At 42.7% G+C, this 24996-nt stretch carries 20 protein-coding genes and 1 other annotated feature; of the genes, 6 read left to right on the plus strand and 14 right to left on the minus strand.

Features of this window, described 5'->3' with window-relative positions; genetic code table 11:
• Nucleotides 1–11 precede the first annotated feature (11 nt).
• Complete coding sequence (locus BIV59_RS03610) at nt 12–731, minus strand: PRC-barrel domain-containing protein (RefSeq protein WP_071350082.1); 720 nt, start codon at nt 729–731, stop codon at nt 12–14.
• A 34-nt stretch (nt 732–765) separates the two neighbouring features.
• Entirely contained in the window at nt 766–2598 is a 1833-nt protein-coding gene (locus tag BIV59_RS03615) for a hypothetical protein (protein WP_071350083.1), read from the minus strand.
• Nucleotides 2599–2768: 170 nt separating this feature from the next.
• Between BIV59_RS03615 and BIV59_RS03620 the strand changes: the two genes are divergently transcribed.
• From BIV59_RS03620 to BIV59_RS03630, 3 genes are read left to right on the plus strand one after another with little or no spacing between them, the layout of a single operon-like run.
• On the plus strand, nt 2769–3233 hold the full coding sequence (locus tag BIV59_RS03620; RefSeq protein ID WP_071350084.1) for a type II secretion system protein: 465 nt from the start codon (nt 2769–2771) through the stop codon (nt 3231–3233).
• Nucleotides 3217–3699: a PulJ/GspJ family protein gene (locus BIV59_RS03625; protein ID WP_071350085.1), complete on the plus strand. Its 483-nt coding sequence runs from the start codon at nt 3217–3219 to the stop codon at nt 3697–3699. The genes BIV59_RS03620 and BIV59_RS03625 overlap by 17 nt, the downstream gene beginning before the upstream one ends.
• On the plus strand, nt 3699–5306 hold the full coding sequence (locus tag BIV59_RS03630; RefSeq protein ID WP_071350086.1) for a type IV pilus modification PilV family protein: 1608 nt from the start codon (nt 3699–3701) through the stop codon (nt 5304–5306). The genes BIV59_RS03625 and BIV59_RS03630 overlap by 1 nt, the downstream gene beginning before the upstream one ends.
• A 63-nt stretch (nt 5307–5369) precedes the next feature.
• Here the strand turns inward: BIV59_RS03630 and BIV59_RS03635 are convergent, their stop codons facing one another.
• The 3 genes from BIV59_RS03635 to BIV59_RS03645 form a co-directional block, all read right to left on the minus strand.
• On the minus strand, nt 5370–6164 hold the full coding sequence (locus tag BIV59_RS03635; RefSeq protein WP_071350087.1) for a CPBP family intramembrane glutamic endopeptidase: 795 nt from the start codon (nt 6162–6164) through the stop codon (nt 5370–5372).
• A 76-nt stretch (nt 6165–6240) separates the two neighbouring features.
• Nucleotides 6241–7962, minus strand: a complete 1722-nt coding sequence (locus tag BIV59_RS03640; RefSeq protein ID WP_083392028.1) for a sensor domain-containing diguanylate cyclase — start codon at nt 7960–7962, stop codon at nt 6241–6243.
• Nucleotides 7963–8103: 141 nt separating this feature from the next.
• Nucleotides 8104–9408 (minus strand): bifunctional folylpolyglutamate synthase/dihydrofolate synthase, encoded by a 1305-nt coding sequence (locus tag BIV59_RS03645; protein WP_083392029.1) that lies wholly within the window; start codon nt 9406–9408, stop codon nt 8104–8106.
• Nucleotides 9409–9517: 109 nt separating this feature from the next.
• On the opposite strand from BIV59_RS03645, the gene BIV59_RS03650 reads away from it, so the two are divergent.
• Both BIV59_RS03650 and BIV59_RS03655 read left to right on the plus strand, forming a co-directional pair.
• A complete protein-coding gene (locus tag BIV59_RS03650) occupies nt 9518–10435 on the plus strand; it encodes a RimK family alpha-L-glutamate ligase (RefSeq protein WP_071350088.1) in 918 nt (305 codons plus the stop codon).
• Nucleotides 10428–11279 (plus strand): ATP-grasp domain-containing protein, encoded by an 852-nt coding sequence (locus BIV59_RS03655; protein ID WP_071350089.1) that lies wholly within the window; start codon nt 10428–10430, stop codon nt 11277–11279. The genes BIV59_RS03650 and BIV59_RS03655 overlap by 8 nt, the downstream gene beginning before the upstream one ends.
• A 233-nt stretch (nt 11280–11512) precedes the next feature.
• Here the strand turns inward: BIV59_RS03655 and BIV59_RS03660 are convergent, their stop codons facing one another.
• Nucleotides 11513–14161, minus strand: a complete 2649-nt coding sequence (locus BIV59_RS03660; RefSeq protein WP_071350090.1) for a valine--tRNA ligase — start codon at nt 14159–14161, stop codon at nt 11513–11515.
• Nucleotides 14162–14220: 59 nt separating this feature from the next.
• Nucleotides 14221–14466 (minus strand) — a binding site (T-box leader).
• 179 nt (nt 14467–14645) lie between these two features.
• Between BIV59_RS03660 and BIV59_RS22670 the strand changes: the two genes are divergently transcribed.
• Nucleotides 14646–14837 (plus strand): hypothetical protein, encoded by a 192-nt coding sequence (locus tag BIV59_RS22670; protein WP_083392030.1) that lies wholly within the window; start codon nt 14646–14648, stop codon nt 14835–14837.
• Nucleotides 14838–15405: 568 nt separating this feature from the next.
• On the opposite strand, the gene ysxE is transcribed toward BIV59_RS22670, so the two are convergent.
• The 8 genes from ysxE to hemA all read right to left on the minus strand — a co-directional run bounded on the left by ysxE (nt 15406) and on the right by hemA (nt 24914).
• A complete protein-coding gene (ysxE, locus tag BIV59_RS03665) occupies nt 15406–16452 on the minus strand; it encodes a spore coat protein YsxE (RefSeq protein ID WP_083392031.1) in 1047 nt (348 codons plus the stop codon).
• 152 nt (nt 16453–16604) lie between these two features.
• Nucleotides 16605–18302, minus strand: a complete 1698-nt coding sequence (gene spoVID, locus BIV59_RS03670) for a stage VI sporulation protein D (RefSeq protein ID WP_071350091.1) — start codon at nt 18300–18302, stop codon at nt 16605–16607.
• Nucleotides 18303–18667: 365 nt separating this feature from the next.
• Nucleotides 18668–19957, minus strand: a complete 1290-nt coding sequence (gene hemL, locus BIV59_RS03675; protein WP_071350092.1) for a glutamate-1-semialdehyde 2,1-aminomutase — start codon at nt 19955–19957, stop codon at nt 18668–18670.
• A gap of 42 nt (nt 19958–19999) precedes the next feature.
• Nucleotides 20000–20989 carry a porphobilinogen synthase gene (gene hemB, locus BIV59_RS03680; RefSeq protein ID WP_071350093.1) on the minus strand — a complete coding sequence of 330 codons (990 nt, stop codon included), beginning with the start codon at nt 20987–20989 and terminating at the stop codon, nt 20000–20002.
• Nucleotides 20990–21000: 11 nt separating this feature from the next.
• Nucleotides 21001–21789, minus strand: a complete 789-nt coding sequence (locus BIV59_RS03685) for a uroporphyrinogen-III synthase (RefSeq protein WP_071350094.1) — start codon at nt 21787–21789, stop codon at nt 21001–21003.
• The gene (gene hemC, locus BIV59_RS03690; protein ID WP_071350095.1) at nt 21789–22721 is read right to left on the minus strand and encodes a hydroxymethylbilane synthase; all 933 of its coding nucleotides are present in this window, start codon (nt 22719–22721) and stop codon (nt 21789–21791) included. The genes BIV59_RS03685 and hemC overlap by 1 nt, the downstream gene beginning before the upstream one ends.
• Before the next feature lie 9 nt (nt 22722–22730).
• Entirely contained in the window at nt 22731–23564 is an 834-nt protein-coding gene (locus tag BIV59_RS03695) for a cytochrome C assembly family protein (protein ID WP_071350096.1), read from the minus strand.
• A gap of 9 nt (nt 23565–23573) precedes the next feature.
• Nucleotides 23574–24914 (minus strand): glutamyl-tRNA reductase, encoded by a 1341-nt coding sequence (gene hemA / locus BIV59_RS03700; protein WP_071350097.1) that lies wholly within the window; start codon nt 24912–24914, stop codon nt 23574–23576.
• Between the last annotated feature and the right edge of the window lie 82 nt (nt 24915–24996).

Here is a 24996-nt window from a genome sequence, read left to right on the forward strand (position 1 = left end):
CCTCCTTTACCTCACGCTCCAACATTCATCGAGAGCCCCACAAGGACACCCGGCCCTTCCTGCTGCGCTCTTTTAATATCTTCTTCTGTCAGGACTGAACCCTCTGTGAATAACACATTCCCTGCTTTATCGAGGATATCCTTCTGCAGCACTTTTCCCTGCAGAAGTTCGATTTGCTTTTCTCTCAGCTCCTGGCTGATGGCCCCTGATTCATCACTTTCCTCTTCCGGATGGATCAGATGCAATGGATTTGTCAAGAAGTGTGAAGCTGCATCTTCTGTCACTATCAAAATGTCTTTTCCAAAAGTCAGAACTGTTTCTGATGGCAAAACAAATTCATTTTCTTTCTGTTTCATCAGCATTCCGATGACCATTCCATTTTCTTCGTCTGTAAAGAATTCATGAACCGCTCCCAATAGCTCGCCTTTTCGTGTCATCACCTTTGCATCAGTGATTTTAATTTTTTTATTCACAAGCTGATTCGCAATCGGTATTTCATTCAAATCAATAACAGAGCGCTCGCTTTCCACTGTTACTGCGTATTCCCCAATGCCTATAACCTTCTTGAATGGAATTGCTTTAACGCTTACCTGCCATTCCTCATGTTCGATTGTCAGGAAATCCACGGAACCCTTCTCCGGATTAATAACAAGCGATTTAACGGTTCCAATTTCCTGTCCTTCTTTAATGCTGATGATAGGAAGTCCTAATATTTGTGCACTGGTTCTCATAGCCTTCACCTTACCTAATCTTCTTAGTTTGATATTATGCCTTGCAGTATCTGTCCATTAAAAATTTCAGTTCTTCTTTGATGATGGAATGCTTTTCAAACTTACTCTGTAATTCTATAATTTCATGCCTCAACCTGTCCCAATCGCCTTTTTTGATATAGTGATTCACCAAAATGCTTGCGAACGTGTAATATTCAAGATCAGGAAGATCCGGATTCAGGTGGCTTTTCACTAACTCTTCAAACTGGCTGCTGCTGTATGTGCTTCTCGCAAGTTCAATCTGATCTATGAGTGTCTGAAACATTTGCTGCTGAAGCTGTGTTGCAATGACATTTTCTTTCTGTACTTCTATATACGATGGTGTGATGCTGGAATTTACTGCCTCTTCCTCATCCCCATGGATGTAAATCGAATCATCTTCAGGCTCTTCGTTCATATCCGCCATTTCCTCGATGTGCACAATTTCTTCTCTTTCTGTTTTCACTGAATCTTCCCAGTGTGATAGTTCTGCCTCTTTTGCAGGCTCAGAAATTATTTCATTAGTTAATTGTTTTTTATGCTCTTCAGTACTTTCTTCAAAGGAATTAAGCACTTCATCCGCACTCTGAACGAAATCGCTTTCCATAACCAGCTCAGAAGATTGGGATTCTTCTTCCGGCTCATTAAGCTCCTCTAATTCTGGAAGTTGATTGTCTTCAAGCGGAGTGTCAGCTTGAGCCTGTACCATTTCCTCAATAGACGTTTCAGTATTCGTTTCCTCTAGCAGAACTTCGATCTCTAACGTTTCAGAGTTCAATTCACTGCCGCTGTTAATATCGGCCTCTTGTTTCTCTTCATCCATAGGAACAATGACATATTCTTCACTTTCCAAGAGCTCAAGCCAATCATTTGCTGCTGTTTCAGCTTCTTCTTCTTTTTCACGGTCATCCTTTTGAGTATCATCCCATACGGGCATCTCTAACTCTTCGATACTTTCTCCCGGATTTTCTAGCAAGAATTCATATTCCTCTTGAGATAGTCCTTTTACACTTTCTGCTTTTTCCAGAGAAATAGTTTCCACTGTGTTCCCGTCTTGGAGCATCATTTCTATTTCGCTTAAATATACGTCTGTTTCGGGTTTCTGCACTTCTTCTGGTTCTGCTTTTTCCGGAGAAATAGTACCCTCTGAATCCCCGTCTTGGAGAATCATTTCTATATCGCTCAAATCCACGTCTGTTTCAGGTTCCTGCACTTCTTCTGGTTCTGCTTTTTCCAGAGAAATGGTTCCCTCAGAATCTCCATCTTCGAGCATCATTTCTATTTCACTTAAATTTACGGCCGTTTCGGGTTCCTGCACTTCCTCTGTTACCTCCAGGTCATCCCATAAAAGCTCTCTTTGCTCAAGAAACGAGGAATCTTCTTCGATCTCTTTTTCTTCTATGCCTTCAGCCGAATCTATATCTTTTGCAGCTGCATATTCAAGTTCAGCTAGAAGCTCTTCCGGTAATTCTGCACGATCCTGTTCCGGGCCTTTATCCCTAAATGCAGGTTTTTCACTTTCAATCACAAAAACATCGTTCATTTTGGTGATAGCACTTTTGGGCTCCTCTTCAGCATAGTAATACTTGTCATCTGTATCGTCTGCCGCAGTCAAAAAACTTTCAGACCTCTTACCGATCATATAAATCACACACAGAAACAAAAGCAAGGAAATCAGCAAGCTTTCCCATAGCGGGAAGACCGACGTTGCAGCAAGCCCGACAAGAGAAATAAAAAGTGCTGAAACTGTTACGGCTGCTTTTCCCTTCCAGTTAATTCCGATAGGCAGGAAAATGATTACTGGAATCAGCAATATAAGAGACAAAAGCGCAAACACTATATTCTCCAATTCTTCACCCCTTTTCGATAGATTTCTCTATATTTTTCATATTTACGCAATTATATCTATTTTTTCTAAAATCAACTATAAAATATTGTATAATAAATATAGGTATTTTGAAAGATTTCTCATGTCGAAAAAATGTCAATTTATCTAATACTTTTGAAATAGGTGTCGAAATGAAAACGAAGCGAATTTTAGCGAATGATGGATTCACACTCATTGAACTCCTTGTTTCCCTAGTAATAATCAGCATTTTTTTGTTTACCATGGGCTCAGTTTTATCAAACAGCTTCAATTTCTCTAGCTCATCCGACAAAAAATTCGATTCCATTTATATAGGTAAAAATACCCTGCAATATTACCAGGACCAAAACTTCCCGGATATTAAAAACAAGGTTAACAAAAAGGAAACGGTTAATTTCACAAACATCATTCCTTCTTTAACAGAATCAGAGAAGGCAGATCTAAAAAACTATAATATTTATGCAGAATTCACTAAATACCTAGATAACCCGTCTGATACTACTGATAATAGCCTGCCAAATAAGCTCATTCTTATTAAAATCACTGTCGTTTCTCTGGAAAAAAAGCAAAAATCACAAACCTTTGAGGGGTATATAAAAGATGAAACAACACAATGAGGAAGGTCTTACCTTAATAGAAGTTTTGGTATCCACCGTGATTTTCTTGATTATCTCATCCATGCTATACACCGTTTTTTTAACTACCATCTCTCAATCTAAAAAAGTTGCAGTCTCACACACATTGAGAAATGAGCTCTCGGTTGTGACACAGAAGGTGGATTTGGCTATGGAGAATATTGATTCGGTCACGTTGGTCAGCCAAAATACAAACGGGGACTTTACTCTTCAATTGAATGATAAAGATCTGGGCATTAATGATCCTAAAGTCCTTCTAGAAAAAAAGAGTGATGATGTATTTATTAATGGAATGAAAATTAATAGCGATGGCACCACCTTAAAGGACACTTCATTTGAACTGACGAATAATCTGAGACTTCATTTCATTCTTTCTAACAAAGTCCTGTCAAAAGGCGAACAAAGCATCGACATTGAAACCATTTACCGACTGGCAGGTGATAAGTGATGAAGGACTATTTTCAAAACCAAAAAGGATATGCACTAGTTATCGTTTTGCTTTTTATTGCAGTTGTTGCTATCGGTACAGTCACCATGTACAGTTATTCCGTCAATTCGCAGAAATTCATTAATACATCCACAGCTTCCGTTCAGGATAAGTTGAGGGCTGAGAGAATCATGGATGAAGCCATCATGAAAGTCCAGACAGGGCTGGAGGCTATTAATCCGACTCTTACAAATGCTTCTCCGATCATTGATAAAATAACTGCATTAATAAATAATGTAAATGCTTCTAGCGGCGGGAAATATAACATTGTCCAGACTGTTACAGAAGATGGGCAAAGAGAAGGCGTTTATAATGTCAACGCTACATTTACTGTATACGTTAATAAAAACGGGAAAAAACTGGTGAAAACGGTCGCATTATCCACTATTAAAGACATTTTTCAATATAGTGCCGTAAGTAATGGTGATTTCAAATTAAATGGTTCCGCCTATTTACAAGGTGATGTATTTACAAATGGAAATTTGTTGTCCCTGAATTACGGAAAATTCATGACTGGCAACAAATATTATTATGCGCCAACCTCATATCCGGCCATAGATGGGAAACTTACTGTTAAAGGCTCTATATACGGCGGAAATATAAATGATTCAATTTTTTCATGGACCCAAGTGCCCAAGAACACTCAAAATTTACAAAGTATATTTTCTTTAGCGCCGGTCATTAAAGATAGAAATACAAGCTTTACACCAATCGCTGTCAGCAGCATAATAGCTCAAAAATCTGCTTATCCAGCTAGTGGCAACAAATTTCCTTTCTATGGATATACTTCTGTCTGGAATTATTTTCTTCCTATGACCTATAACACATCCGAAACGATAATAGGAAATGCCCGTTATAATTCATTAGTGATAGGTAATAACGGAAACTTAACTATAAATGGCGATCTTATAGTAAATGGTTCTTTAACCATAACCGGTAACGGCAAGCTTACCGTTAATGGAAATATTTACGTATCAGAAGCCGCAACTTTAAGCGGTACTCTAAACCTTGCTCAAAATAAATATATTTATATAAATGGAAAAGCAACCATAGAGAGTTTCACGCTAAACGGACAAATGTATGTCAACAAGAATGCAGATATACAAGAAGACTTCAATACAAATGGAACTCTTTACGCTAACACTGGAATTGAAGTTACCAATCTATCCAATAACAGCGGAGGAACATTAGTGTTAATTTGCGATGGTACGATTAAGGTGTCTAATAATAACCTATACAACGATGTGCCTAAGGAAATAAATGCCTATTTCTATTCCAATAGTTCACTTGAAATATATGGGGTAGGATCTAATTTAAAAATAAATGGCGGTGTCTATGGAAACCCAGTTGAATTAAACGCTATGAAAGGGAAAACCAACACCAGTCAATTTAAGAATTCATTTGATAAGGGTGGTTTATGGTTTGAAAATAACCAGCTTGGCTTGGAACCTTCTAAATCCAGATTATCTATTATTTTTAAAAATGAATTGATTTATAACCCTCCAAATGGAATTCCTACTGTAGAGAAAATTTCCATGAAAGAAATCGAAAAACATTATACGAAATAAACATTTTCAAACAATAAAAAGCATTGCCCTTCTCCCCAGAAAGGCAATGTTTTTTTTCGTTATTTATATAACATCCGCAACAACATTATTATCTCTCTTCTTTTCATTACTCTTTCCGCGGTAATATATGTAGGAAACAGCAAACAGCAATGCGGCAAATGATAATACAATCATGTTATTAAGCACCGAATCTATTTTTCCTTGCTTAATTACCAGTATGCCCCCGCCTTCATTGCCATTCAGCCCATAAAGCAGCCCAAAGGCTGTATTCAATCCAAAGTGAATCCCTGTATCAGCCCAAACAGAACCTGTTTTTAAGAAGGAATAGGTAAAAGAAAGGCCAAGGATAATAGAGAAAACAAAATTCATAACAGTCAGGTCGCCATTCCAAAAGTCATCTGCCGCATAAGCAAAAATGCTGATGCCCGCCAAATATATTGGAGCAAGCTTCCCCTTTAGGAGGTTAATAATTAATCCTCTTGTTATTAAATCATTGATCAGTGACCCTAATAAAAATCCGACTGCGACAAACACCAGTGTCATCACCGCATCCATCCCTGATTTGATGCCAATGATTTCAAATTTCCCAAGCCTCCAGTATACTGCATACATAATCGCCCATGCACCAAACCCCATTATGAAGCTCGCTGTAAAGTACTTCAGGCTATTCTGATCCAACCTAAAGCCGATTCCTTTAAGTCCCTCAAGGCCATTTATCTTTGCTATGTATGAAGCAAACGGAAAAAACAGCAAAAGACAGATAAATTGAGCTGCACTATTTGATATAAAATGTGCTGAAGCATTGAAATATACGTCTAATATAAAAATGCTGGCCGCTCCCGTTATAAATCTCTTCATAAGTATCTCCTCTTCATCTTCATAGAAAAGCAGGAGATCTCTGTATGAAATCCCCTGTCATTTTTGTATTCAGCTATTACCCCACATACTGTGCAACCTTGTTCCGTCCAGCCTGCTTGGCGCCGGTGTACATGGCGCGGTCTGCGTGGCGGATAAGGGCCTGGGCATCTTCTGCATCTGTTGGAGCAGCTGCCACACCGATGCTTGCCGTTATAGGCACAAGCAGTCTGCTGCGGTGCTCGTCCAGGTCGGAATGGACAGCGAATGGCTTGTTGGCAATCGAGAGGCGGATGAATTCAGCAAAATCATATGCCTCCGCTTTCTCCATATTAGGCAGCAGCATGACGAATTCTTCCCCGCCGTATCTGGCAAGCACTCCACGTTTGCCGATAATCTGGTCCAGCCTTTCTGCCAGCTGTGTGAGAATTTCATTGCCGCTTTGATGGCCATATGTGTCGTTCACCGATTTAAAACGGTCAATATCAAGCAGTATGATCGATAGGCTTTTTAAGATATTCATGTCCAATTTATTGAATTCTTCCTGCAGCTTTGCATCGAAGTAACGGAAGTTGTATAGGTTTGTCAGCGCACACCTCTCACTCTGCTGTCTGGCCTTTTCATGATGGCGGGCATTTTCGATGGCTACCCCAAGATAAGAACATAAAATATCCATGATCATCATTTGATATTGTTCGAATGCCCGTTTTTTTGCTGAAGTCATGACTACAACACCTACAACTAGGCTATTGCGGACAATCGGGACAGCCAGAATGCTTTCAACATGCTCAGGAAACACGCCTGTGTCGAGATGGCTCCATTCTTTTCTTGAATGATAGAATTGTGCTTTTCTTGTTTTCCACACAGTCCCGCAGACTCCAGAATCCAGCCTCATGGCCTTCATTCGTTTATCCATTTCTTTTCCATTCTCCGCATATCTCAAAAGCTGTATTTCTATTTCTTTATTGAATACATCAAAAATATAAGCACCTTCTGCAGAAATGATGGCTGAGATGCGGTCAATGAATAAACTGAGCACCTCTTCCTTCTGAAGGCTTTGAGTGAGCTGCTGACCGAATTTGCTCGCCTCTTTCAAGTGGGCATTCATTTCTTTTGAATTATAATAGAGCCTCAAAATCAAAGACATGCTGATGATCGGGATTCCTATCAGCAGGATGGATACCATGCCCATTTGCTGATAAACCAAAAACAAAATAATCCCGATAGGAAGTATCATCAGTGTCGATACACCATCCCACAGGGTATCAATTGTATACAGTGTAAACTTCTTTTTATGCAAAGACATTTGCACAAAAGAGATCAAAAAGCTGTTTAATACAAAATAAGCGAGCTGATAGATAATGACATACCATAAATGTGAAGCATCAAGCATTCCGTTGAATTCAGCGCTGCCGCCAATGGCATAATAAATCATGCCGCTCAAAAGGCAGACAAAGAAAAAAATCAGCGAATTCAGCGGAAAACGATATATTTCATTTTTTCCAAGCCGCAGCGTCAAGAGCAAGAAGACGAACGCCAGCTGGGTAACAATAATTTCTGCAGATAGTCCAAACACGAGAAAAACAGCCAGAGAAACGCCCTGATATGCTGAAACTGGAATGTTATTAATGATGATTGGAATATATGAAAGGATTCCCATCAAAATTAAAAAGAACGCCATATCCAATAGGCCTCTGTCCAAATTTAGAGGGTAGAAATGTAATGTCATCATTAGCCCCGCCGGAATAATCAGGAGCCATAATATCCACACTGTGAGCTGCTTGCCTTTTGACACATCCATGTTCCACCGCTCCTTTCCCTTTTATATCGGAAATTGTGATTTTAATGTAATAGCCGATCTGGTAAAATAGTCTCGATTTTAAGAATATTTTAACAAATATATACAATATTGTCACACTAATTTATTTTCGTTCATTTATTATTATTTCAGTCTTTCCGAAAGCCAGGCTCTGACTAGTGTTAAAAAGTAAAGAGAACCCGTAAATATAACCAGCTCATCTTCACCGATTTCCTGTAAAGCCTGCTGGGATGCGTTTCTCCAATCTCTTATTTCTACAGTTTTGTCTGAACAGCTGGCCACTATCAGCTCTGTTGCACTTGCAGCCCGCTCATGAGGAAATTCTGTCACAATAACTTCAAAAGCGCTGTTTTCAATGGCAGCAAGCATTTTTTTGTAGTTTTTGTCTTTTAATGCAGAAAAAACAAAACGATATTTAAAGTCCGGATAATTTTCACGCAATGTCTGCAGCAAAACATCCATTCCCGCCGGATTGTGGGCTCCGTCCAAGATAACCAGTGGATTTTTCGCTAAAACTTCAAAACGCCCATTCCACTTGGACCTCCAAATCCCCTCTTTCATGCTGCTTTCTTTTATGGAAAAACCGTATTTTTCCTTCAAAAGGAGCACAGCAGCAAGCGCAAGTGCTGCATTATCACCTTGATGCCTGCCAAGCATGCCGGACTTTACATCGGTTAGCCTGAAAGAATTCATCCTAAATGAAAAGGATTGCTGTCCGGCATGTGAAGAATAATCTGATAGAATAAAGTCCTTGCCAAGCGTATATCGTTCAGAATGATTTTTTTCAGCTGTCTCAGCAATAACCCTGGCAGGCCCTGTTTCAATGGCACCTGTAACTACAGGAACTCCCGGCTTGATGATTCCTGCTTTTTCCCCGGCAATTTCTTCAAGCGTATTGCCAAGAATATTGGTATGCTCAAGAGAGATCGAAGTAATGACAGATAACAGAGGAACCACAACATTTGTCGAGTCCAGCCGGCCGCCAAGCCCTGTTTCAAGCAAAACAATTTCCGGCTTTTTTTTGCTGAAAAATAGGAGTGCCATAACTGTGAGAATTTCAAAAGCGGTCGGACCGCAATTTTCTTCATCCATTTCTTGTATCACAGGATATATTTCCTGATAAATCGAGATGAAATCCTCATCGCTGATAGATTCCCGGTTCAGGCTGATCTGCTCATTCACCTTCACCAGATATGGAGATGTGAATGCTCCCAGAGATATTCCTTCAGTTATCAGGATTTCTTTCATATAATTTAGAGTGGAACCTTTTCCGTTGGATCCGGCAATATGCACATATTTCAGCTGCTGATGCGGATTTCCGAGCCTTTCGAGCAGCATTTCCATTCGCGATAGGCCAAAATCCATGCCAAGCTTGAGCTGTCTTTTTTCTATAGCACTGTTTATTTCATCCATTTTCGAGTATTTCATTATATAAGCCCCCTATACACAAAGAACCATGCAATATCAATATCATTCTCATCCTATCATATTTCAAGGCAGATGAGATAAATCGACATCAAAAAGGAAGTGCACCACTATGCATACGAATACAATACGCTGCTGGATCATTGTAAATGGATATTTGCAGCAGAAAAAATTTTCTGATTTAGCTCTTTTTATAAAACATTCAGCTGAACGTTACTCTATCGATGCGGAGATTGTCCGCAATACTGAACTCATCTCAATGATTGAGGATGGCAAGCCGATTCTTGCCGGCTTTAAGGGGGATCTGCCCGATTTCGTTCTATTTATGGACAAGGATATCCATCTTGCCCGGCACCTGGAAACAATGGGACTGCACGTATATAACAGCAGTGAAGCAATCGATATTTGCGACAGCAAAGCAAAAACCCATCAAGCGCTCATAAACAGCGGAATTCCTATGCCTAAAACAATCTTCCCTCCTTTTACCTTTGAGGGGATACTTCGGAATGATTATGAAGCTTTTGCAAAAATGGGGGAAGTGCTGGGCTATCCTCTTGTGATCAAAGAATCGTATGGGTCATTCGGCCAGCAGGTTTATTTAATACATAATGAAGCAGAGCTTTTGGAAAAAATAGCTGTGCTTAAGCACAAGCCGTTCATCCTTCAGGAATTCATTTCACACAGCAAAGGCCGGGATATCCGGCTGAATGTAGTAGGAGATGCTGTGGCCGCTTCCATGTACCGGGAGTCCGAAACCGATTTCCGGGCCAATGTCACGGCCGGCGGGAAAACATATCCCTATACGCCGACAAAGGAAGAATGTGAGCTGGCCATAAAATGCGCGAAGATCCTGAAAACGGATTTCGCCGGGGTGGATCTGCTTTTTGGAGAAAACGGCCCGCTGCTTTGTGAAGTAAATTCCAACGCCCACTTATTGAACATTTATGATTGTACAGGGGTTAATGTTGCAGACAGCATGATTTCTTATATTTTAAAAAAACAGTTTGGAATCGGGGCTGACAATGATTAACGGTTGGCTTATATACAGCAAAAATGATGCAGAAAAAAATCAAGCCTATATCAATTGGATGCTTGAGGAGGCTGGTTTGCTCGGAATTTCCCTTGACCTTCATTTCAGGGAGGATTTCCAAATTGGATATCAGAACCAGGAGCTGTTTTTGTCTCTTCACGGAAATAGTACTGATCTTCCCGGCTTTGCTATTGTCCGAACGATTGATCCTTTTTTCACAAAACAGCTGGAGCTTATGGGAGTTACGTGTTATAACTCCTCTTTTGTTTCGGAAATCTGCAATGATAAAGCAAAAACACATCAATATCTGAGCACTTATGGAATTCCAATGGCAGATACCCTTTTTTACGAAACTTCATTGGACCGGGTATTTTCTTTTCCTTACATTGTCAAAGAGGTACATGGACGCGGAGGAAATGCCGTCTATTTAGCGGGAAATGAAGATGAGAAGAAAAACATAAGGCTGGATCCTCACGGAAAATGGATTGTTCAAAAACCCGCACAGCTCGGTAAAGATGTCCGTGTTTTTGTTATCGGCAAAAAAATAATCGCAGCTGTGCTGCGGCATTCTGACCTTGACTTTAAGGCCAATTTCACGCTTGGCGGCAGCGCCTCCCTATATGAGCTGTCAGAGGATGAACGCCTTCTTGCAGAAAAAATCGCCTCTTTATTTGATTTTGGGCTTTGTGGCATTGACTTTATTTTCAATGAAGATGGCAGCCTGCTTCTGAATGAAATTGAAGATGTAGTCGGAAGCAGGACATTGAGCATGCTTTCAGACATTAATCTTGTCCGGGAGTATTTAACTTTTATTTGTGATGATTTGAATGCGGAATCACAATAATGGCTGCACTGTGAACAAGCTTATTATAGAAACCAAAAGCCGCCCGGAGATAATTCCGGGCGGCTCTTTTTAACATGTCGCTTGCGCTTTTTATTTAATCCAGCTCCAGCGCCTAGCTCGCTGAGGCCTGCAGGACGCAGGTCATGAAGGCGTTTCTGCAGGATGCAGAGTATTTAGCCTTCGATCCTTGAAAGACGTTTTGCTTCGCGAGCTTAACAAGGCGCTTGCGCTTTTTAGAGTTGTTTCATTTCTTCGATGCGGCGGATTACGGCGTCGCGTTTTTCGCTGTAGTCTTTTTCTTTTGCGCGTTCTTCTTCAATTACGCTTTCAGGCGCTTTTTTAACAAAGCCTTCGTTGCCCAATTTCTTTTGAACCCGCTCTACCTCTTTATTCAGCTTATCGAGCTCTTTTTCGAGGCGTTTGATTTCTTCTTCTACATTAATCAGTCCCTGAAGAGGAAGAATCAGTTCAGCACCTGTTACCACGGCTGTCATGGCCTGGCCTGGTTCCTCAACGTCAATGCCTATTGTCAATTCTTCAGGATTGCAGAAACGCTCGATATAGGCGCTGTTTTTCTTAAGTGTACTAAGCGCCTTTTCGTCTTTGGCTTTCAGTATCAGCTTAATTTTTTTGCTGAGAGGAGTGTTAACCTCAGCACGGATGTTGCGGACAGAACGGATGATTTCAACAAGCAGCTTCATTTCCTCGGCGGCTTCTTCATCATGCAGCTCTCCGTTCACTTCCGGCCATGCTGCTGTAGTGATTGATTCCCCGTTATGAGGCAGGTTCTGCCAGATTTCTTCTGTGATGAATGGCATGAAAGGATGAAGCAATCTCATCGTATTGTCTAAAACATAGGCCAGGATGGATCTTGTCGTTTTCTTGGCAGCTTCGTCTTCACCGTATAGCGGAAGCTTCGCCATTTCAATATACCAGTCACAGAAATCATCCCAGATAAAGTTATAAAGCACACGACCCACTTCACCAAATTCATACTTGTCAGCAAGTCTTGTCACCGTTTCAATCGTTTCGTTCAAACGGGTCAGGATCCATTTATCAGCAACAGATTTCTCGCCGGTCAAATCAATGTCCTCAAACTGCAGGCCTTCCATATTCATCAGTGCAAAACGGGAGGCGTTCCAGATTTTGTTGGCAAAGTTCCAGACAGCTTCAACCTTTTCATTGCTGTAGCGAAGATCCTGTCCAGGCGAGCTTCCTGTTGATAGGAAATAGCGAAGAGAATCTGCCCCGTATTTCTCGATAACATCCATAGGATCAACACCATTGCCAAGAGACTTGCTCATTTTCCGGCCCTGTTCATCACGTACAAGCCCGTGAATCAGCACATCCTTGAACGGCCGCTGTCCTGTGAATTCAATTCCCTGGAAAATCATCCTTGATACCCAGAAGAAAATGATATCATAGCCTGTAACAAGCGCTGCTGTCGGATAGAAGCGTTTATATTCTTCACCTTCCGTATCAGGCCAGCCCATTGTTGAAAAAGGCCAAAGCGCTGAACTGAACCATGTATCAAGCACATCGTTGTCCTGGTTCCAGTTTTCAATGTCAGCAGGTTCTTCCTGGCCAACATAGATTTCGCCTGTTTCCTTATGGTACCAGGCAGGAATGCGGTGTCCCCACCAAAGCTGGCGCGAGATACACCAGTCGCGGATATTTTCCATCCAGCGCAGGTAGGTATTCTCAAAGCGTCCCGGCACGAAATTTACTTTATCATCTTCAGACTGCTGCAGGGCTATAGCTGCTTCCGCCAATGGCTGCATCTTAACGAACCATTGAGTGGACAAATAAGGCTCAACCACTGCGCCGCTGCGCTCTGAATGTCCAACTGAGTGAGGATGATCTTCAATTTTGAAAAGAACGCCCTGCTCCTGAAGGTCTTTTGTAATTTGCTTGCGGCATTCAAAACGGTCCATGCCTTGATATTTTCCTGCTTTGTCATTCATCGTTCCATCTTCGTTCATAACAAGAATCCGCTGAAGGTTATGGCGGTTGCCGATTTCGAAGTCGTTCGGGTCATGTGCAGGCGTAATCTTAACTGCCCCAGAGCCGAATTCCATATCAACATAATCATCTGCAACAATCGGAATTTCCCTTCCAGTTATCGGAAGCGTCACGTTTTTGCCGATTAAATGCTTGTATCGGTCATCTTCAGGATGAACCGCAACTGCTGTATCCCCAAGCATGGTTTCCGGACGGGTTGTGGCAATTTCAATGAATCCTGATCCATCTGACAATGGATATTTCATATGATAAAATGCACCCTGAATATCCTTGTAGATAACTTCAATGTCAGAAAGAGCTGTCTTTGTTGAAGGATCCCAGTTAATGATATATTCCCCGCGGTAGATCAGCCCCTTATTATAAAGGGAAACAAATACCTCGCGTACGGCCTTCGAAAGACCTTCATCAAGCGTAAAACGTTCACGGGAGTAATCAAGTCCAAGACCAAGCTTTGACCACTGCTCGCGGATATGACCAGCATACTCGTCTTTCCATTTCCATGTTTCTTCAACAAACTTTTCGCGTCCAAGATCATAGCGGCTTATGCCGTCAGCGCGGAGCTTTTGTTCAACCTTTGCCTGTGTAGCAATTCCTGCATGGTCCATGCCGGGCAGCCATAATACATCATAGCCCTGCATTCTCTTCATGCGTGTAAGGATATCCTGAAGCGCTGTATCCCAGGCATGCCCTAAATGAAGCTTTCCTGTTACGTTTGGCGGCGGAATAACGATGGTGTAAGGCTGTTTTTTAGATTCTTTTTCCGCTTCAAAAAACTTCCCCTTCAGCCACCATTCATAGCGTCCTTTTTCAATCGACTGCGGATCATATTTCGTTGGCATGGATATCTGATTTTCTTCCATTGTCCGTTTCCTCCTTGCATGCATCTCATATTTTTAAACACAAAAAAACTTCCTCATCACAAAAGGACGAAGGAAGTTGTTCGCGGTGCCACCTTTTTTCCGAAAAATGATACAGCAAATATGTACCCATTCTACGGCTCTCAAATAAGATAACGGCTCTTGCCGGTTTCCGCTACTATCTGGCTTACGTTCACGGAAACAGCTCCTGGGCGACTTCCGATGCTGCTGGCTTGGGACCTTTCACCAAATGGTTCCCTCTCTTTAAAGCAGCCTGTCATCGTACTATTCCCGATCATAGCTTTCAATGTATTTTTTTATCAAAAGTAATATACCTAATATACTACAAAAAAAATAGCTATTCAGTCAATCATTCTTTCCGATTTTTTATATATTATACTCACTCAGGGAATAGCGTGATTGCTTATTCACCTTTTTGCGCAGATACCCATAATATAATATGACTCTATGAAGGAAGTGCTGAAGAATGAAGCGAAGATTTTCCCCTTACTCCATGCCGCCATGGCTGAGAACCTGCCGAAACGCCTGCCAGCAATGCATCATTCCCATTTGCATATTCCAGGGAATCCGGACCTTTTTCTTTCCAACCACATTCGACGTACTGCTGCTGGCCCTGCTAATACTAATAGCAGTCGCATTCCAGCTTGAATGGTTCTAACCCCGGATGCGGAAGCGCCTCGAAAGCCTCGACCAGCATAAGACGCGTAAGAATAAAAGGCGCTTTTTGCCTTTAATTCTTACGTGGCTTATGACCTCGAGAGGCTAGGCGCTGCAGCTCGACGAAATCAAAAGCGGAAGCGCCTCGTTAAAAGGATCAAAGACTAAGAACGCCGCATCCTGCGGCAACGTCTTTGTGACCCCCGTCCTGGGGGCCTCCGACCAGCATAAGACACATAAGAATTGAAGGCGCTCTTTGCCTTCAACTCTTATGTGGCTTATGACCTCGAGGGGCTAGGCACTGCAGCTCGACGAAATCAATTGCGGAAGCTAAAGGATCAAAGCATAAAACGCGCAAGAATAGAAGGCGCTCTTTGACTTCAATTCTTGCGTGGCTTATGACCTCGAGAGGCTAGGCACTGCAGTCCGACGAACACAAATGCGAAAGCACCTTGCTGATAGGCGCTTTCGCAGGTAGGTATGTTGTTAATCTAAAAAAGACCGGTTAATTCCCTGCTGGCTGATTCCCTGGACTGATTTGTGGAATTTGCCATAAGAGACAGCCGGTCTTAGCTTTGTTCCTGGGCCTGCTGTGCGGCAGCGGCCTTTTTCTGGGCCTCGATTTCTTCCATTTTCATGACAACATATTCGGTATTTTTCAGCTGCCAGTATTGCCGCTGCAGCTGCTTCAGGTAATCCATTTCTTTAAGGCTGCCTTTTTTCTCAAAATAATTTTTGACAATGTCCAAGCAGGGGCCAGGATAGGCAAGGTAACTTTGAAACAGGAGCAATTCATCTTCTTTTAGAGGGAAATACTTAAAGTAATTATATATCCAATCCACGCAATCATCATTTTTAACAGGATATGTTTTGGACGATTTGACCACAAACGGAAGCAAATCAAAGTGGGCAGGCGCTTTCCTTGAGTTCTCGAGGTTGATAAAATAGCCATATCCCCGGTCATCATAGATAAAATGCTTCAGTGATAACTTTCCGTGAGTCATCACAGTCCTCACCTTTTCCTTATCCTTTGTCTTTTCATACCATTCTTCAAACTTCTTCGTGCTATAGCTAAGGGCCTGGGATATATCAGCATATGCTGAGGCAAAAATCATCTCAAACGGGGACATATACCATTTTCTTTCACAGCTTCCCACATACTCTTCCAAGAATTCCGCCTGCTTTTTCCACTCCTCTAGTGTTGTCTGATAATGCTCTTGCCTGTGTTCTTCATCCACTGCCATTTCCCTCGAAGATAGAGTATGCATCCTGGCCAGTTCCCTGAACATCTGCTTATGCCGCTCATTTCTTTCCCCATTTTCATCATTTGAGAGCCATGGCATCAGATAATACAGGCTGCCATTATGGAGAATTGCATATCTTCCGTCATTAGTCGGATATATAGGGACAATCCGGTTATATCCCCGCTGATACAGAAATTGGACGTTCCGGATAAAATCAATGCCATGTTTGGGAGGAATGAGCTTCAGTGCGAAAACGCCTTTGTCGGTGTATACCTTTCTGATTTTTCCATGCTGCTCCACAAAAAGAACAGAAAGCGCATAATCCTGGACAATCCTTTCTGTATCCTGTTTCAGATTCTCGTTTTCATTCACGAGATTTCCCCGCTTTCTTCTGAACGACCATTTTAAAAAGGCGCATGCGCCTGTTCTGCCGTGACAAGCATTTGGAACTTAAAAAGCCCCTCTCGCTGTACTAAAAAAGCAGAGCAGGGTTTCCGCTCTGCTTTACCTATAATTTCTCATATTCACCTTTTAAAGTTTGGTGTTTTGGGGATATATAAAACCTGACCCTCAAAAATATCCTGGTTAGGTTCGAGTTCATTGCTGTTTAAAAGGGACTGCACCGAGACATCATAGCGGTCTGCCAGTGTATCCAATGTTTCTCCGTATTGAACAATGCAGACCTTAACCTTTGTCAGTTCCTCTTCCTGCTTCCTGCCGAGAAAATCTGTTAAAGAAACGCGCTTTTCCGTTTCCGCCTGCTCCTGCTTTTCCGCTTTGCCGGCATTTTTCTTGGGAGGCGCTTCTCTTCTTCTAGCCAATTCCAATAATGGTGTAGGCAGTTTTTCGGCTCGTGCCGGTTTTTCATCCTGCTTGTTCTCATTTATGCGCAGAATTTCTTCAGGAATGCTGTCAGGTGCACCACTTTCATATGGAAGAACAGGTATCTCAAAAACCGGTGCCTGCTGCTCTTCCTTTATTAAGATAGGCTGTGACTCCTCTTCTGCTTCAGCAGGCTTGGTAACCTCTACACTGAAGGGCCTGTATAGCTCTTCTTCTTCCTCGTATTCACTGGGAGAAAGGCTTTGCTCAGCTTCTTCCTCGTATTCACTGGGAGAAAGGTTTTGCCTGGGTTCTTCCTCGTACTCACTGTAAGATAGATTTTGCCCGGGTTCTTCCTCGTACTCACTGTAAGAAAGGTTTTGCCTAGGTTCTTCATCCCCCCCGCTATCAGGATAGTGCCCGGGTTCTTCATCGGCACGGTATAGCGAGTTTTGGAACACATCATTTCCATAGGACTCATTCGGAGGCTGTTCATAATCCATTTTCGGTTCATTGATTTCAGGATCGCTTGATGGCTCTTCTTCATATTGAAAATAAATCTCGGTCTCTTCTTCAGCTTCGGTATAAGGATCAAAAGCTGGATCATTTCTGTAACCGGCAAAAGCATCAGCTTCTTCTCCATCAACTGGTGCCGTCACAGTTTCTTCCTGAGTGTACCAGCTGTACTGTCCGCTTTCTTCCGTTTCAACAGGGAGGGTAAAGTGTGGATCATCTTCTATTTCCTCATCATTCCTATGATGTTCCGTTTCAGCATAATACGGATAGTAATCGGTGTTTTCATCATCTGCTGCCTTCTCCTCTGCACGGGGTACGTCACTGTATATTTCTGTTTCTTCAATTTCTTCTGTTTCTTCTGCTCCGGCGTAGCTGTAGTAGTCTTCATCCTCTTCAGCTGTGCTGTCTTCTTCAAACCTGTCTGCAGTACTAGTACTGACTTGTGCTTCATTATAAATGCCTGATATCAGCAAATCCGCCTGAAGTTTAAGACAGTTTTTATCCGGCAGAGAATAGTCGAACGACAGGATGCTCACATCAATTTCAGAAAGTGATGAAATCCGGTTTGCCGGTATGGTGATATCCACTGGAAACCTGTGGGAAAATTCACTGTTTCCATTTTCTCTTTTCTCCACATTGTGGATGGTTTTGGGATAATTTTTTTGTGTGTAATCCCTGATTACAGATTCTCCGCTGCGAACTTCATTTCTATATTCACCGCTTAAGTCAAGGGTCCCTTTGATGACCACATATTGATCGTTTTCCTGGATGGATACATTCGGGTCAAGGGAAATGGAATATAGCTCAGCTACTTCCTGTCCCTTCTGAAACCAAATGGACTCCTCTAATGAAAATCGTAAAGACGATTGATTTTCTCTGGTCAACACAACTCCTCCTTCCATAATTCAGAAAAAAAAACAATAACGATGCCATTAACAATCTATGAAGAAGGAAAATGGAATATTACTGGAGGAACAAAACAAAATGTGCATGCACGGTATCAGGAGTGCATGGAGGACATCTTCACTTTGCTGATTGGAGAGTGTATTTTGATTAGAGATGATACCCGCAGGAGCCAAGCTGGCATGATCGGCAAATGCCCCGGGAGTCTTGTACTGGAATGGAAATCCACAGGCAGGTTAACAGAGACACAAATAAAAAAGCCAGATCCCATAAATGATAAGGGATCTGGCCTCCTGATGTTAGGTTCCTATTATTTAGATAGCACTAAGCTGAATAGCAGGTCTCTTTATTTCTTCAACTTCGCAAATGCTTTTTCAGCAGCGGCGGTGGTTTTCATGATATCTTCGTCCGTATGCGCGGTTGAAAGGAATAATCCTTCAAACTGGGACGGCGGCAGATAGATACCCTGATCAGCCATTTCGCGGTAATAAGTACCGAAAAAGTTCAAATCAGAAGATCTTGCTGCTTCGTAGTTGATGACATTTTCATTTGTGAAAAATAAGCCAATCATGGAGCCTGCACGGTTAAAGGTATGCGGAATGCCATACTTTTCTGCAGCCTCACTTATGCCCTTTTCCAGCATATCACCTTTGCGTTTAAATTCCTCATACACTTCAGGAGTCAGCTGGCTCAATGTTTCATAGCCTGCCGTCATCGCCAGCGGATTTCCTGAAAGCGTGCCGGCCTGATAAATCGTTCCGCTTGGAGCCACTTTTTCAATAATTTCTCTTTTTCCGCCAAAGGCGCCGACTGGCAAGCCGCCGCCAATTACCTTGCCGAGGCAGGTAATGTCAGGCATCACATCGTAATAGCCCTGTGCACAGTTATACCCCACACGGAATCCTGTCATAACTTCATCAAAAATCAGCAGTGCGCCGTATTGGGAGGTTATATCTCTTAACCCCTGCAAAAAGCCAGGCTGCGGCGGTACAAGGCCCATATTGCCGGCAACAGGTTCTACAATGATGCAGGCAATATCTTCGCCAAACTGTTCAAATGCATATGAAACAGCAGCTAAGTCGTTATAAGGGACCGTGATTGTATTTTTCGCTGTTCCCTCAGGCACACCCGGGCTATCAGGAAGTCCCAGTGTCGCAACGCCTGAACCTGCTTTGATCAATAAGGAATCTCCATGTCCATGGTAGCAGCCTTCAAATTTAAGGATTTTATTGCGGCCTGTATATCCTCTTGCCAGACGAAGGGCACTCATCGTTGCTTCTGTACCGGATGATACCATACGGACCATCTCAATGGATGGGACCCTTTCGATTACTAGCTCGGCGAGTTTATTTTCAATTAATGTGGATGCCCCGAAGCTTGTTCCTGTTTCGGCAACCTTCTTGATTGCCTCGACCACCCGGTCATTCGAGTGCCCAAGAATCAGAGGGCCCCAGGATAGCACATAATCAATGTACTCATTTCCATCAATATCATAAATCTTGGAGCCTTTTCCGCGTTCCATGAAAATCGGGTCCATATCGACCGATTTAAAGGCGCGGACCGGGCTGTTTACCCCGCCTGGCATAACATTTTTCGCTTTTTCAAATGCTAATTTTGACTTTTCATATGACCGCATTCCCATATCCCCTTTTCATATAAAGGTAACTTGCCCTTTTGCTTATTTTTCTTCATCCAGCCAGCGTGCAGCATCTTTTGAAAAATATGTGATGATTAAGTCTGCGCCTGCACGCTTCATGCCAGTCAGCATTTCCATGACAATGGCTTTTTCATCAATCCATCCGTTCAATGCCGCTCCTTTGATCATGGAATACTCACCGCTGACATTATAAGCTACAATTGGAAGGGTAAAGCTGTTTTTCATGTCCCGGACCATATCCAAATAAGAAAGAGCAGGTTTTACAATCAGGAAGTCAGCTCCCTCTTCCACATCTGATTCTGCCTCGCGGAAGGCTTCCATGCGGTTAGCCGGATCCATTTGATAGGTTTTGCGGTCGCCGAATTGTGGTGCACCATTTGCAGCATCACGGAAAGGACCGTAAAACGCGGATGAATACTTGACTGCATAAGACATGATTGGAATATCTTCGTATCCTGCTTCATCAAGCCCTGCGCGGATTGCTGTTACAAATCCGTCCATCATATTGGAAGGCGCAATAATATCGGCACCTGCCTCGGCTTGTGAAATGGCTGTTCTAGCAAGGAGATCGAGTGATTCATCGTTCAGGATCTTGCCGCCTTCCACTACGCCGCAATGGCCATGGCTTGTGTATTCGCATAAACAAGTATCGGCAATTACGATGATTTCAGGAAATTCCTTTTTAATAAGCCTTGTGGCCACCTGCACTAAACCATTATGAGAGTAGGCGCCTGTACCTGTTTCATCTTTATCATGCTCATGAGGAACTCCGAACAAGATGACGGATTGAATGCCAAGTGCAGACACTTCCTCCATTTCTGCATGAAGGTTGTCCATCGACAGCTGATAAACGCCAGGCATGGACGAAATTTCATTTTTAATATTTTCACCATCAATGATAAAGATCGGATAAATCAAATCTTCTTTCCTCAAAAACGTTTCACGCACCAATGCTCTCATGCCTGCACTTGAACGCAAGCGGCGGTGGCGGTTGAATTGTAGGTCTTTCATTTGAATTCCTCCTATAAGTTCCGTACTGATTGCAGATGGGCTGATAATTGGTCAATCATTGCATCTGATGTATAAATATCCGGGCAGACATGGACGGTGAGTCCATATTGCTCAGCTGTATGTTTTGCTATAGGGCCTATACATACTATCATAATGTTTCTTACATCATTTTGCAGGGAATTCACCTTAACGATTTTCATAAAATGGTGGACGGTCGAGGAGCTTGTGAATGTAACCGCATCGATTTGCTGCTGCTTCAGGAGTCCGGCCAGCAATTCCCCGCTTTTGTCAGGCAGCTTCGTTTGGTATACCGTCAATTCCTCGCAAGCCGTTCCAGCGGCCCTGATTGCCTCTGCAATTACAGGGCGTGCCAGATTTCCTTTTGCAATCAAAACCTGATCGGAAGCTTTAAGATGCGGGACAAATTGCCGGGCGAATTCTTCTGCAACGAATTTATCCGGCATAAAATCAGGCTGCAGTCCCCGGCTAAGGAGAGCCTTTTTTGTCTGGTTCCCGATTACGGCAATCTTCGGCAGTTTGCTCTCTCTAGCTCCTGCTTCATACTGGCTGAAGAAAAAATCGACTCCGTTTTGGCTCGTGAATATAAGCCAATTAAATTCGTCTAACATCATAAGCGTTTCTTGGATGACCTCAAGGGAGTCAGGCGGAACAAATTCAAGAAGAGGGACCGCAAGCGGAACCCCTCCATTTGCTTCGATTTTCCGTACTAAACCAGAAGCTTGCTTTTTTTCCCGTGTAACCAGGATCCTGTATCCTTTTGGAAGCCTATTTTCGGGCATTATTGCTCCAGCTCCGCTTTGACGCGGTCAATCAGTTCCTTGGCACCCTTTTCACTCAAGATACGGGCCGCCTCTTCTCCAACTGCAGCCGGATCGCGCCCCTCAACTACTTCCTTGTATATCACTTTTCCGTCAGGAGAAGCGACAAGTGCTGTCAGTGAGATATTGCCATTTTCCTTGGCAACGGCATAGCCGGCAATCGGCACCTGGCAGCCGCCTTCCATTTTATCTAAGTAGGCCCGCTCCGCTTCCACTGTAATCTTTGTTTCTTCAGAAGTAAGCTTTTGCAGCTCTGCCAGCAAATCCTGGTCATCACTGCGGCATTCAATGGAAAGTGCACCCTGGCCTACTGCAGGCAGGCAAAGCTCAGGCTCCAGATATTCTGTCACCGTTTCAGCCTTCCAGCCCATTCTGGCAAGTCCTGCGGCAGCGAGAATGATGGCATCATAGTCTTCGTTTTTCAGCTTTTCCAGACGCGTATCAATATTTCCGCGGATCCATTTGATTTCAAGATCCGGCCGGCTGGCAAGAAGCTGTGAGCTTCGGCGAAGGCTGCTTGTTCCGATGACTGCCCCGCTCTTCAGTTCATCGAGCGGTATATTGCCTTTTGAAATCAAAGCATCCCTATGGTCTTCCCTAGGAGGTATACAGCCGATTGTCAGACCATCTGGAAGCACAGCCGGCATATCCTTCATGCTATGAACAGCCATATCGATTTCTTTGTTAAGCATAGCTTGTTCAATTTCTTTCACAAACAAACCCTTGCCGCCTACTTTGGATAATGTTACATCCTGAATCTGGTCACCTTTAGTCACAATTTCTTTCACTTCAAAATCGTAAGGTACACCAAGTTCCTTTAGCTGGCGAATCACCCAGTTTGTTTGTGTGATGGCCAGTTTGCTTCTTCTGGAACCGACAATAATTTTTCTCATGATATCCTCCTATGTAACCCAAAAGTGGAATGTAGAAAGGCTTCCGAAAAGAAAAAAGTTAATGAGCAGGATAATGAACGAAAAAATATTCAATAACGCTAACTTCTTTCCATAAAGCTGTTTCCGGACCTTCATATATAAATACACGCTGTAAACAGCAAGAACAATGAATGAGCCCACAATTTTTAAATCAAACCAATGGACACCCGGAACCTTAATATACGCCCATTGCAGCCCCAGTATCAGAGAAAAGATCAGGATGGGCACCCCAATCCCATTAAGAATGAAGGACATTCTTTCAAGCTGCGAAAGATCTCCAAGGCGCTGCAGGCGCTTTCCCCATTTTTTTCTTTTCAATAAGTCATATTGAATCATATATAGCAGGGAAAAGACAAATGACAGCGAAAAAGCTCCGTAGGATAAAATCGCCATCGTAATATGAATCAGCAGCAATTCAGACACAAGTCGCTGGGCAAGCACGTCCGATTCGACCTGAACAGGGGCAAAGGTGTGGATAGCCATCACCATGAAACCGAGCACATTTGTAAAGAAAACAATAAAGTCGGCCCTGAGAAAACGATTGATCACCAGCGAAAGGGTAATCAGTACCCACGCATAAAAATATAAACCTTCAAATATCGTTAAAACCGGGAACCTGCCTGTCTTTGCCATATAAAGAAATAAAAAAATTGTTTGCAGCAGCCAAACAATAGCAAGCAACCAGAAGGCCACTTTGTTTGCCTTCTGGTTATTATTAAGAAAATCCATAAAATATAAGAGCACGCTTAAGGCATACAGCAAAACAGTAGCTTCGTGCAATCTTGTCATCGTGAGCTCCAGCATAGATGCTTATTACGCTTGAGCAGGAATCATCTGGACTCCTGCACCCTTTATAACAGTTTCTTTGTCTGCTGGAGATGGGCTAGTTGATTCTTCTAAATGAAAGATTTTCACAAAACGGTCCAATGCTTCCCTGGCATTAGGCTCATTTGCCATTTCCTTCGCATAAAGGATCGGATCTTTCAGCATCTGGTTAATGATGCTTTTAGTATGTTTGTTCAAAAGCTTGATATCCCGTTCGCTAAGATGGGGCAGCTTTCTCTCGATGCTTTCCATTGTTTCTGACTGAATGCCCAGGGCTTTCTCGCGCAGTGCAGAAATTACAGGCACGACACCCAGCATATTGATCCACTGATTAAATTCGACAATTTCCTGTTCAATCATCAAGTGGATATTTTCTGCAGCTTTCTTCCGTTCAGCAAGATTGGACTGCACAATTCCTTCAAGATCATCAATGTCATAAAGAAAGACATTTTCAGATTCCGAAATCGCTGGATCCAAATCACGAGGAACAGCAATGTCGACCATAAAAATCGGACGGCCCTTTCTCACTTTGTCCACATTATCCATCATGTCCTTCGTTATGACAAAATCCTTTGCACCTGTTGAACTGATCAGGATATCCGCTTCTGATAAGGCAGACTGCAATTCGGAAAGTTCTTTTGCCTGTCCTGAAAAACGTTCAGCAAGAGCAGCGGCTTTTTCATGTGTACGGTTGATGACGGTCAAATTGCCGGCACCATTTCCGTGCAGGTTCTGTACCGCAAGCTCGCCCATTTTTCCGGCGCCAAGAATCAATACATTCTTGCCGTCTAAGCTTCCGAAAATTTTCTTGGCCAGTTCAACAGCTGCATAGCTGACTGAAACGGCATTGGTGTTAATCTCTGTTTCTGAGTGTGCTTTTTTGGCTAATGTCAGCGCCTCTTTGAATAGATGATTGAACACAGAGCCAATCGTCTTTTCCTGCTGCGCCAGCATGTAGCTTTGGCGGACCTGTCCGAGTATCTGAGTTTCGCCAAGAACCATAGAATTCAACCCGCAGGCAACCTGGAACAGGTGCTCTGCCGCTCCGTCTCCTTCGTACACAAATAGATAAGGAGAAAACTCCTCCTGCTCAATCTGGAACCATTCTGAAAGAAATTCTTTTATATAATATCGGCTAGTATGGACCTGGTCGCCTACCACATAAATTTCTGTGCGGTTACAGGTGGATACTATGACGTTTTCTAATATGCTTTTTTTATTTTTAAGAGCTTTCATTGCCTCAGCCAGTTCAGCTTCATCGAATGACAGCTTTTCACGTATTTCGACAGGGGCAGTCTTATAATTTAGTCCAACCGCTAGTATATGCATCCCTTGTTTGCACCCCCAAGATTTAATCAATTAAGAACCTTAATTATTATACCATGTACAATTTCGTGAAACGAAAAAAATT

This window comes from Bacillus sp. MUM 13 (assembly GCF_001866725.1).
In the GTDB taxonomy this organism is placed as follows: domain Bacteria; phylum Bacillota; class Bacilli; order Bacillales; family DSM-1321; genus Peribacillus.

Coding starts and splice junctions, on each gene's coding strand:
- BIV59_RS03610 (WP_071350082.1), bottom strand. CDS start 731: ATGAGAACCAGTGCACAAATATTAGGACTTCCTATCATCAGCATTAAA.
- BIV59_RS03620 (WP_071350084.1), top strand. CDS start 2,769: ATGAAAACGAAGCGAATTTTAGCGAATGATGGATTCACACTCATTGAA.
- BIV59_RS03625 (WP_071350085.1), top strand. CDS start 3,217: ATGAAACAACACAATGAGGAAGGTCTTACCTTAATAGAAGTTTTGGTA.
- BIV59_RS03630 (WP_071350086.1), top strand. CDS start 3,699: ATGAAGGACTATTTTCAAAACCAAAAAGGATATGCACTAGTTATCGTT.
- BIV59_RS03635 (WP_071350087.1), bottom strand. CDS start 6,164: ATGAAGAGATTTATAACGGGAGCGGCCAGCATTTTTATATTAGACGTA.
- BIV59_RS03640 (WP_083392028.1), bottom strand. CDS start 7,962: ATGGATGTGTCAAAAGGCAAGCAGCTCACAGTGTGGATATTATGGCTC.
- BIV59_RS03645 (WP_083392029.1), bottom strand. CDS start 9,408: ATGAAATACTCGAAAATGGATGAAATAAACAGTGCTATAGAAAAAAGA.
- BIV59_RS03650 (WP_071350088.1), top strand. CDS start 9,518: ATGCATACGAATACAATACGCTGCTGGATCATTGTAAATGGATATTTG.
- BIV59_RS03655 (WP_071350089.1), top strand. CDS start 10,428: ATGATTAACGGTTGGCTTATATACAGCAAAAATGATGCAGAAAAAAAT.
- BIV59_RS03660 (WP_071350090.1), bottom strand. CDS start 14,161: ATGGAAGAAAATCAGATATCCATGCCAACGAAATATGATCCGCAGTCG.
- BIV59_RS22670 (WP_083392030.1), top strand. CDS start 14,646: ATGAAGCGAAGATTTTCCCCTTACTCCATGCCGCCATGGCTGAGAACC.
- hemL (WP_071350092.1), bottom strand. CDS start 19,957: ATGCGGTCATATGAAAAGTCAAAATTAGCATTTGAAAAAGCGAAAAAT.
- hemB (WP_071350093.1), bottom strand. CDS start 20,989: ATGAAAGACCTACAATTCAACCGCCACCGCCGCTTGCGTTCAAGTGCA.
- BIV59_RS03685 (WP_071350094.1), bottom strand. CDS start 21,789: ATGCCCGAAAATAGGCTTCCAAAAGGATACAGGATCCTGGTTACACGG.
- hemC (WP_071350095.1), bottom strand. CDS start 22,721: ATGAGAAAAATTATTGTCGGTTCCAGAAGAAGCAAACTGGCCATCACA.
- BIV59_RS03695 (WP_071350096.1), bottom strand. CDS start 23,564: ATGCTGGAGCTCACGATGACAAGATTGCACGAAGCTACTGTTTTGCTG.
- hemA (WP_071350097.1), bottom strand. CDS start 24,914: ATGCATATACTAGCGGTTGGACTAAATTATAAGACTGCCCCTGTCGAA.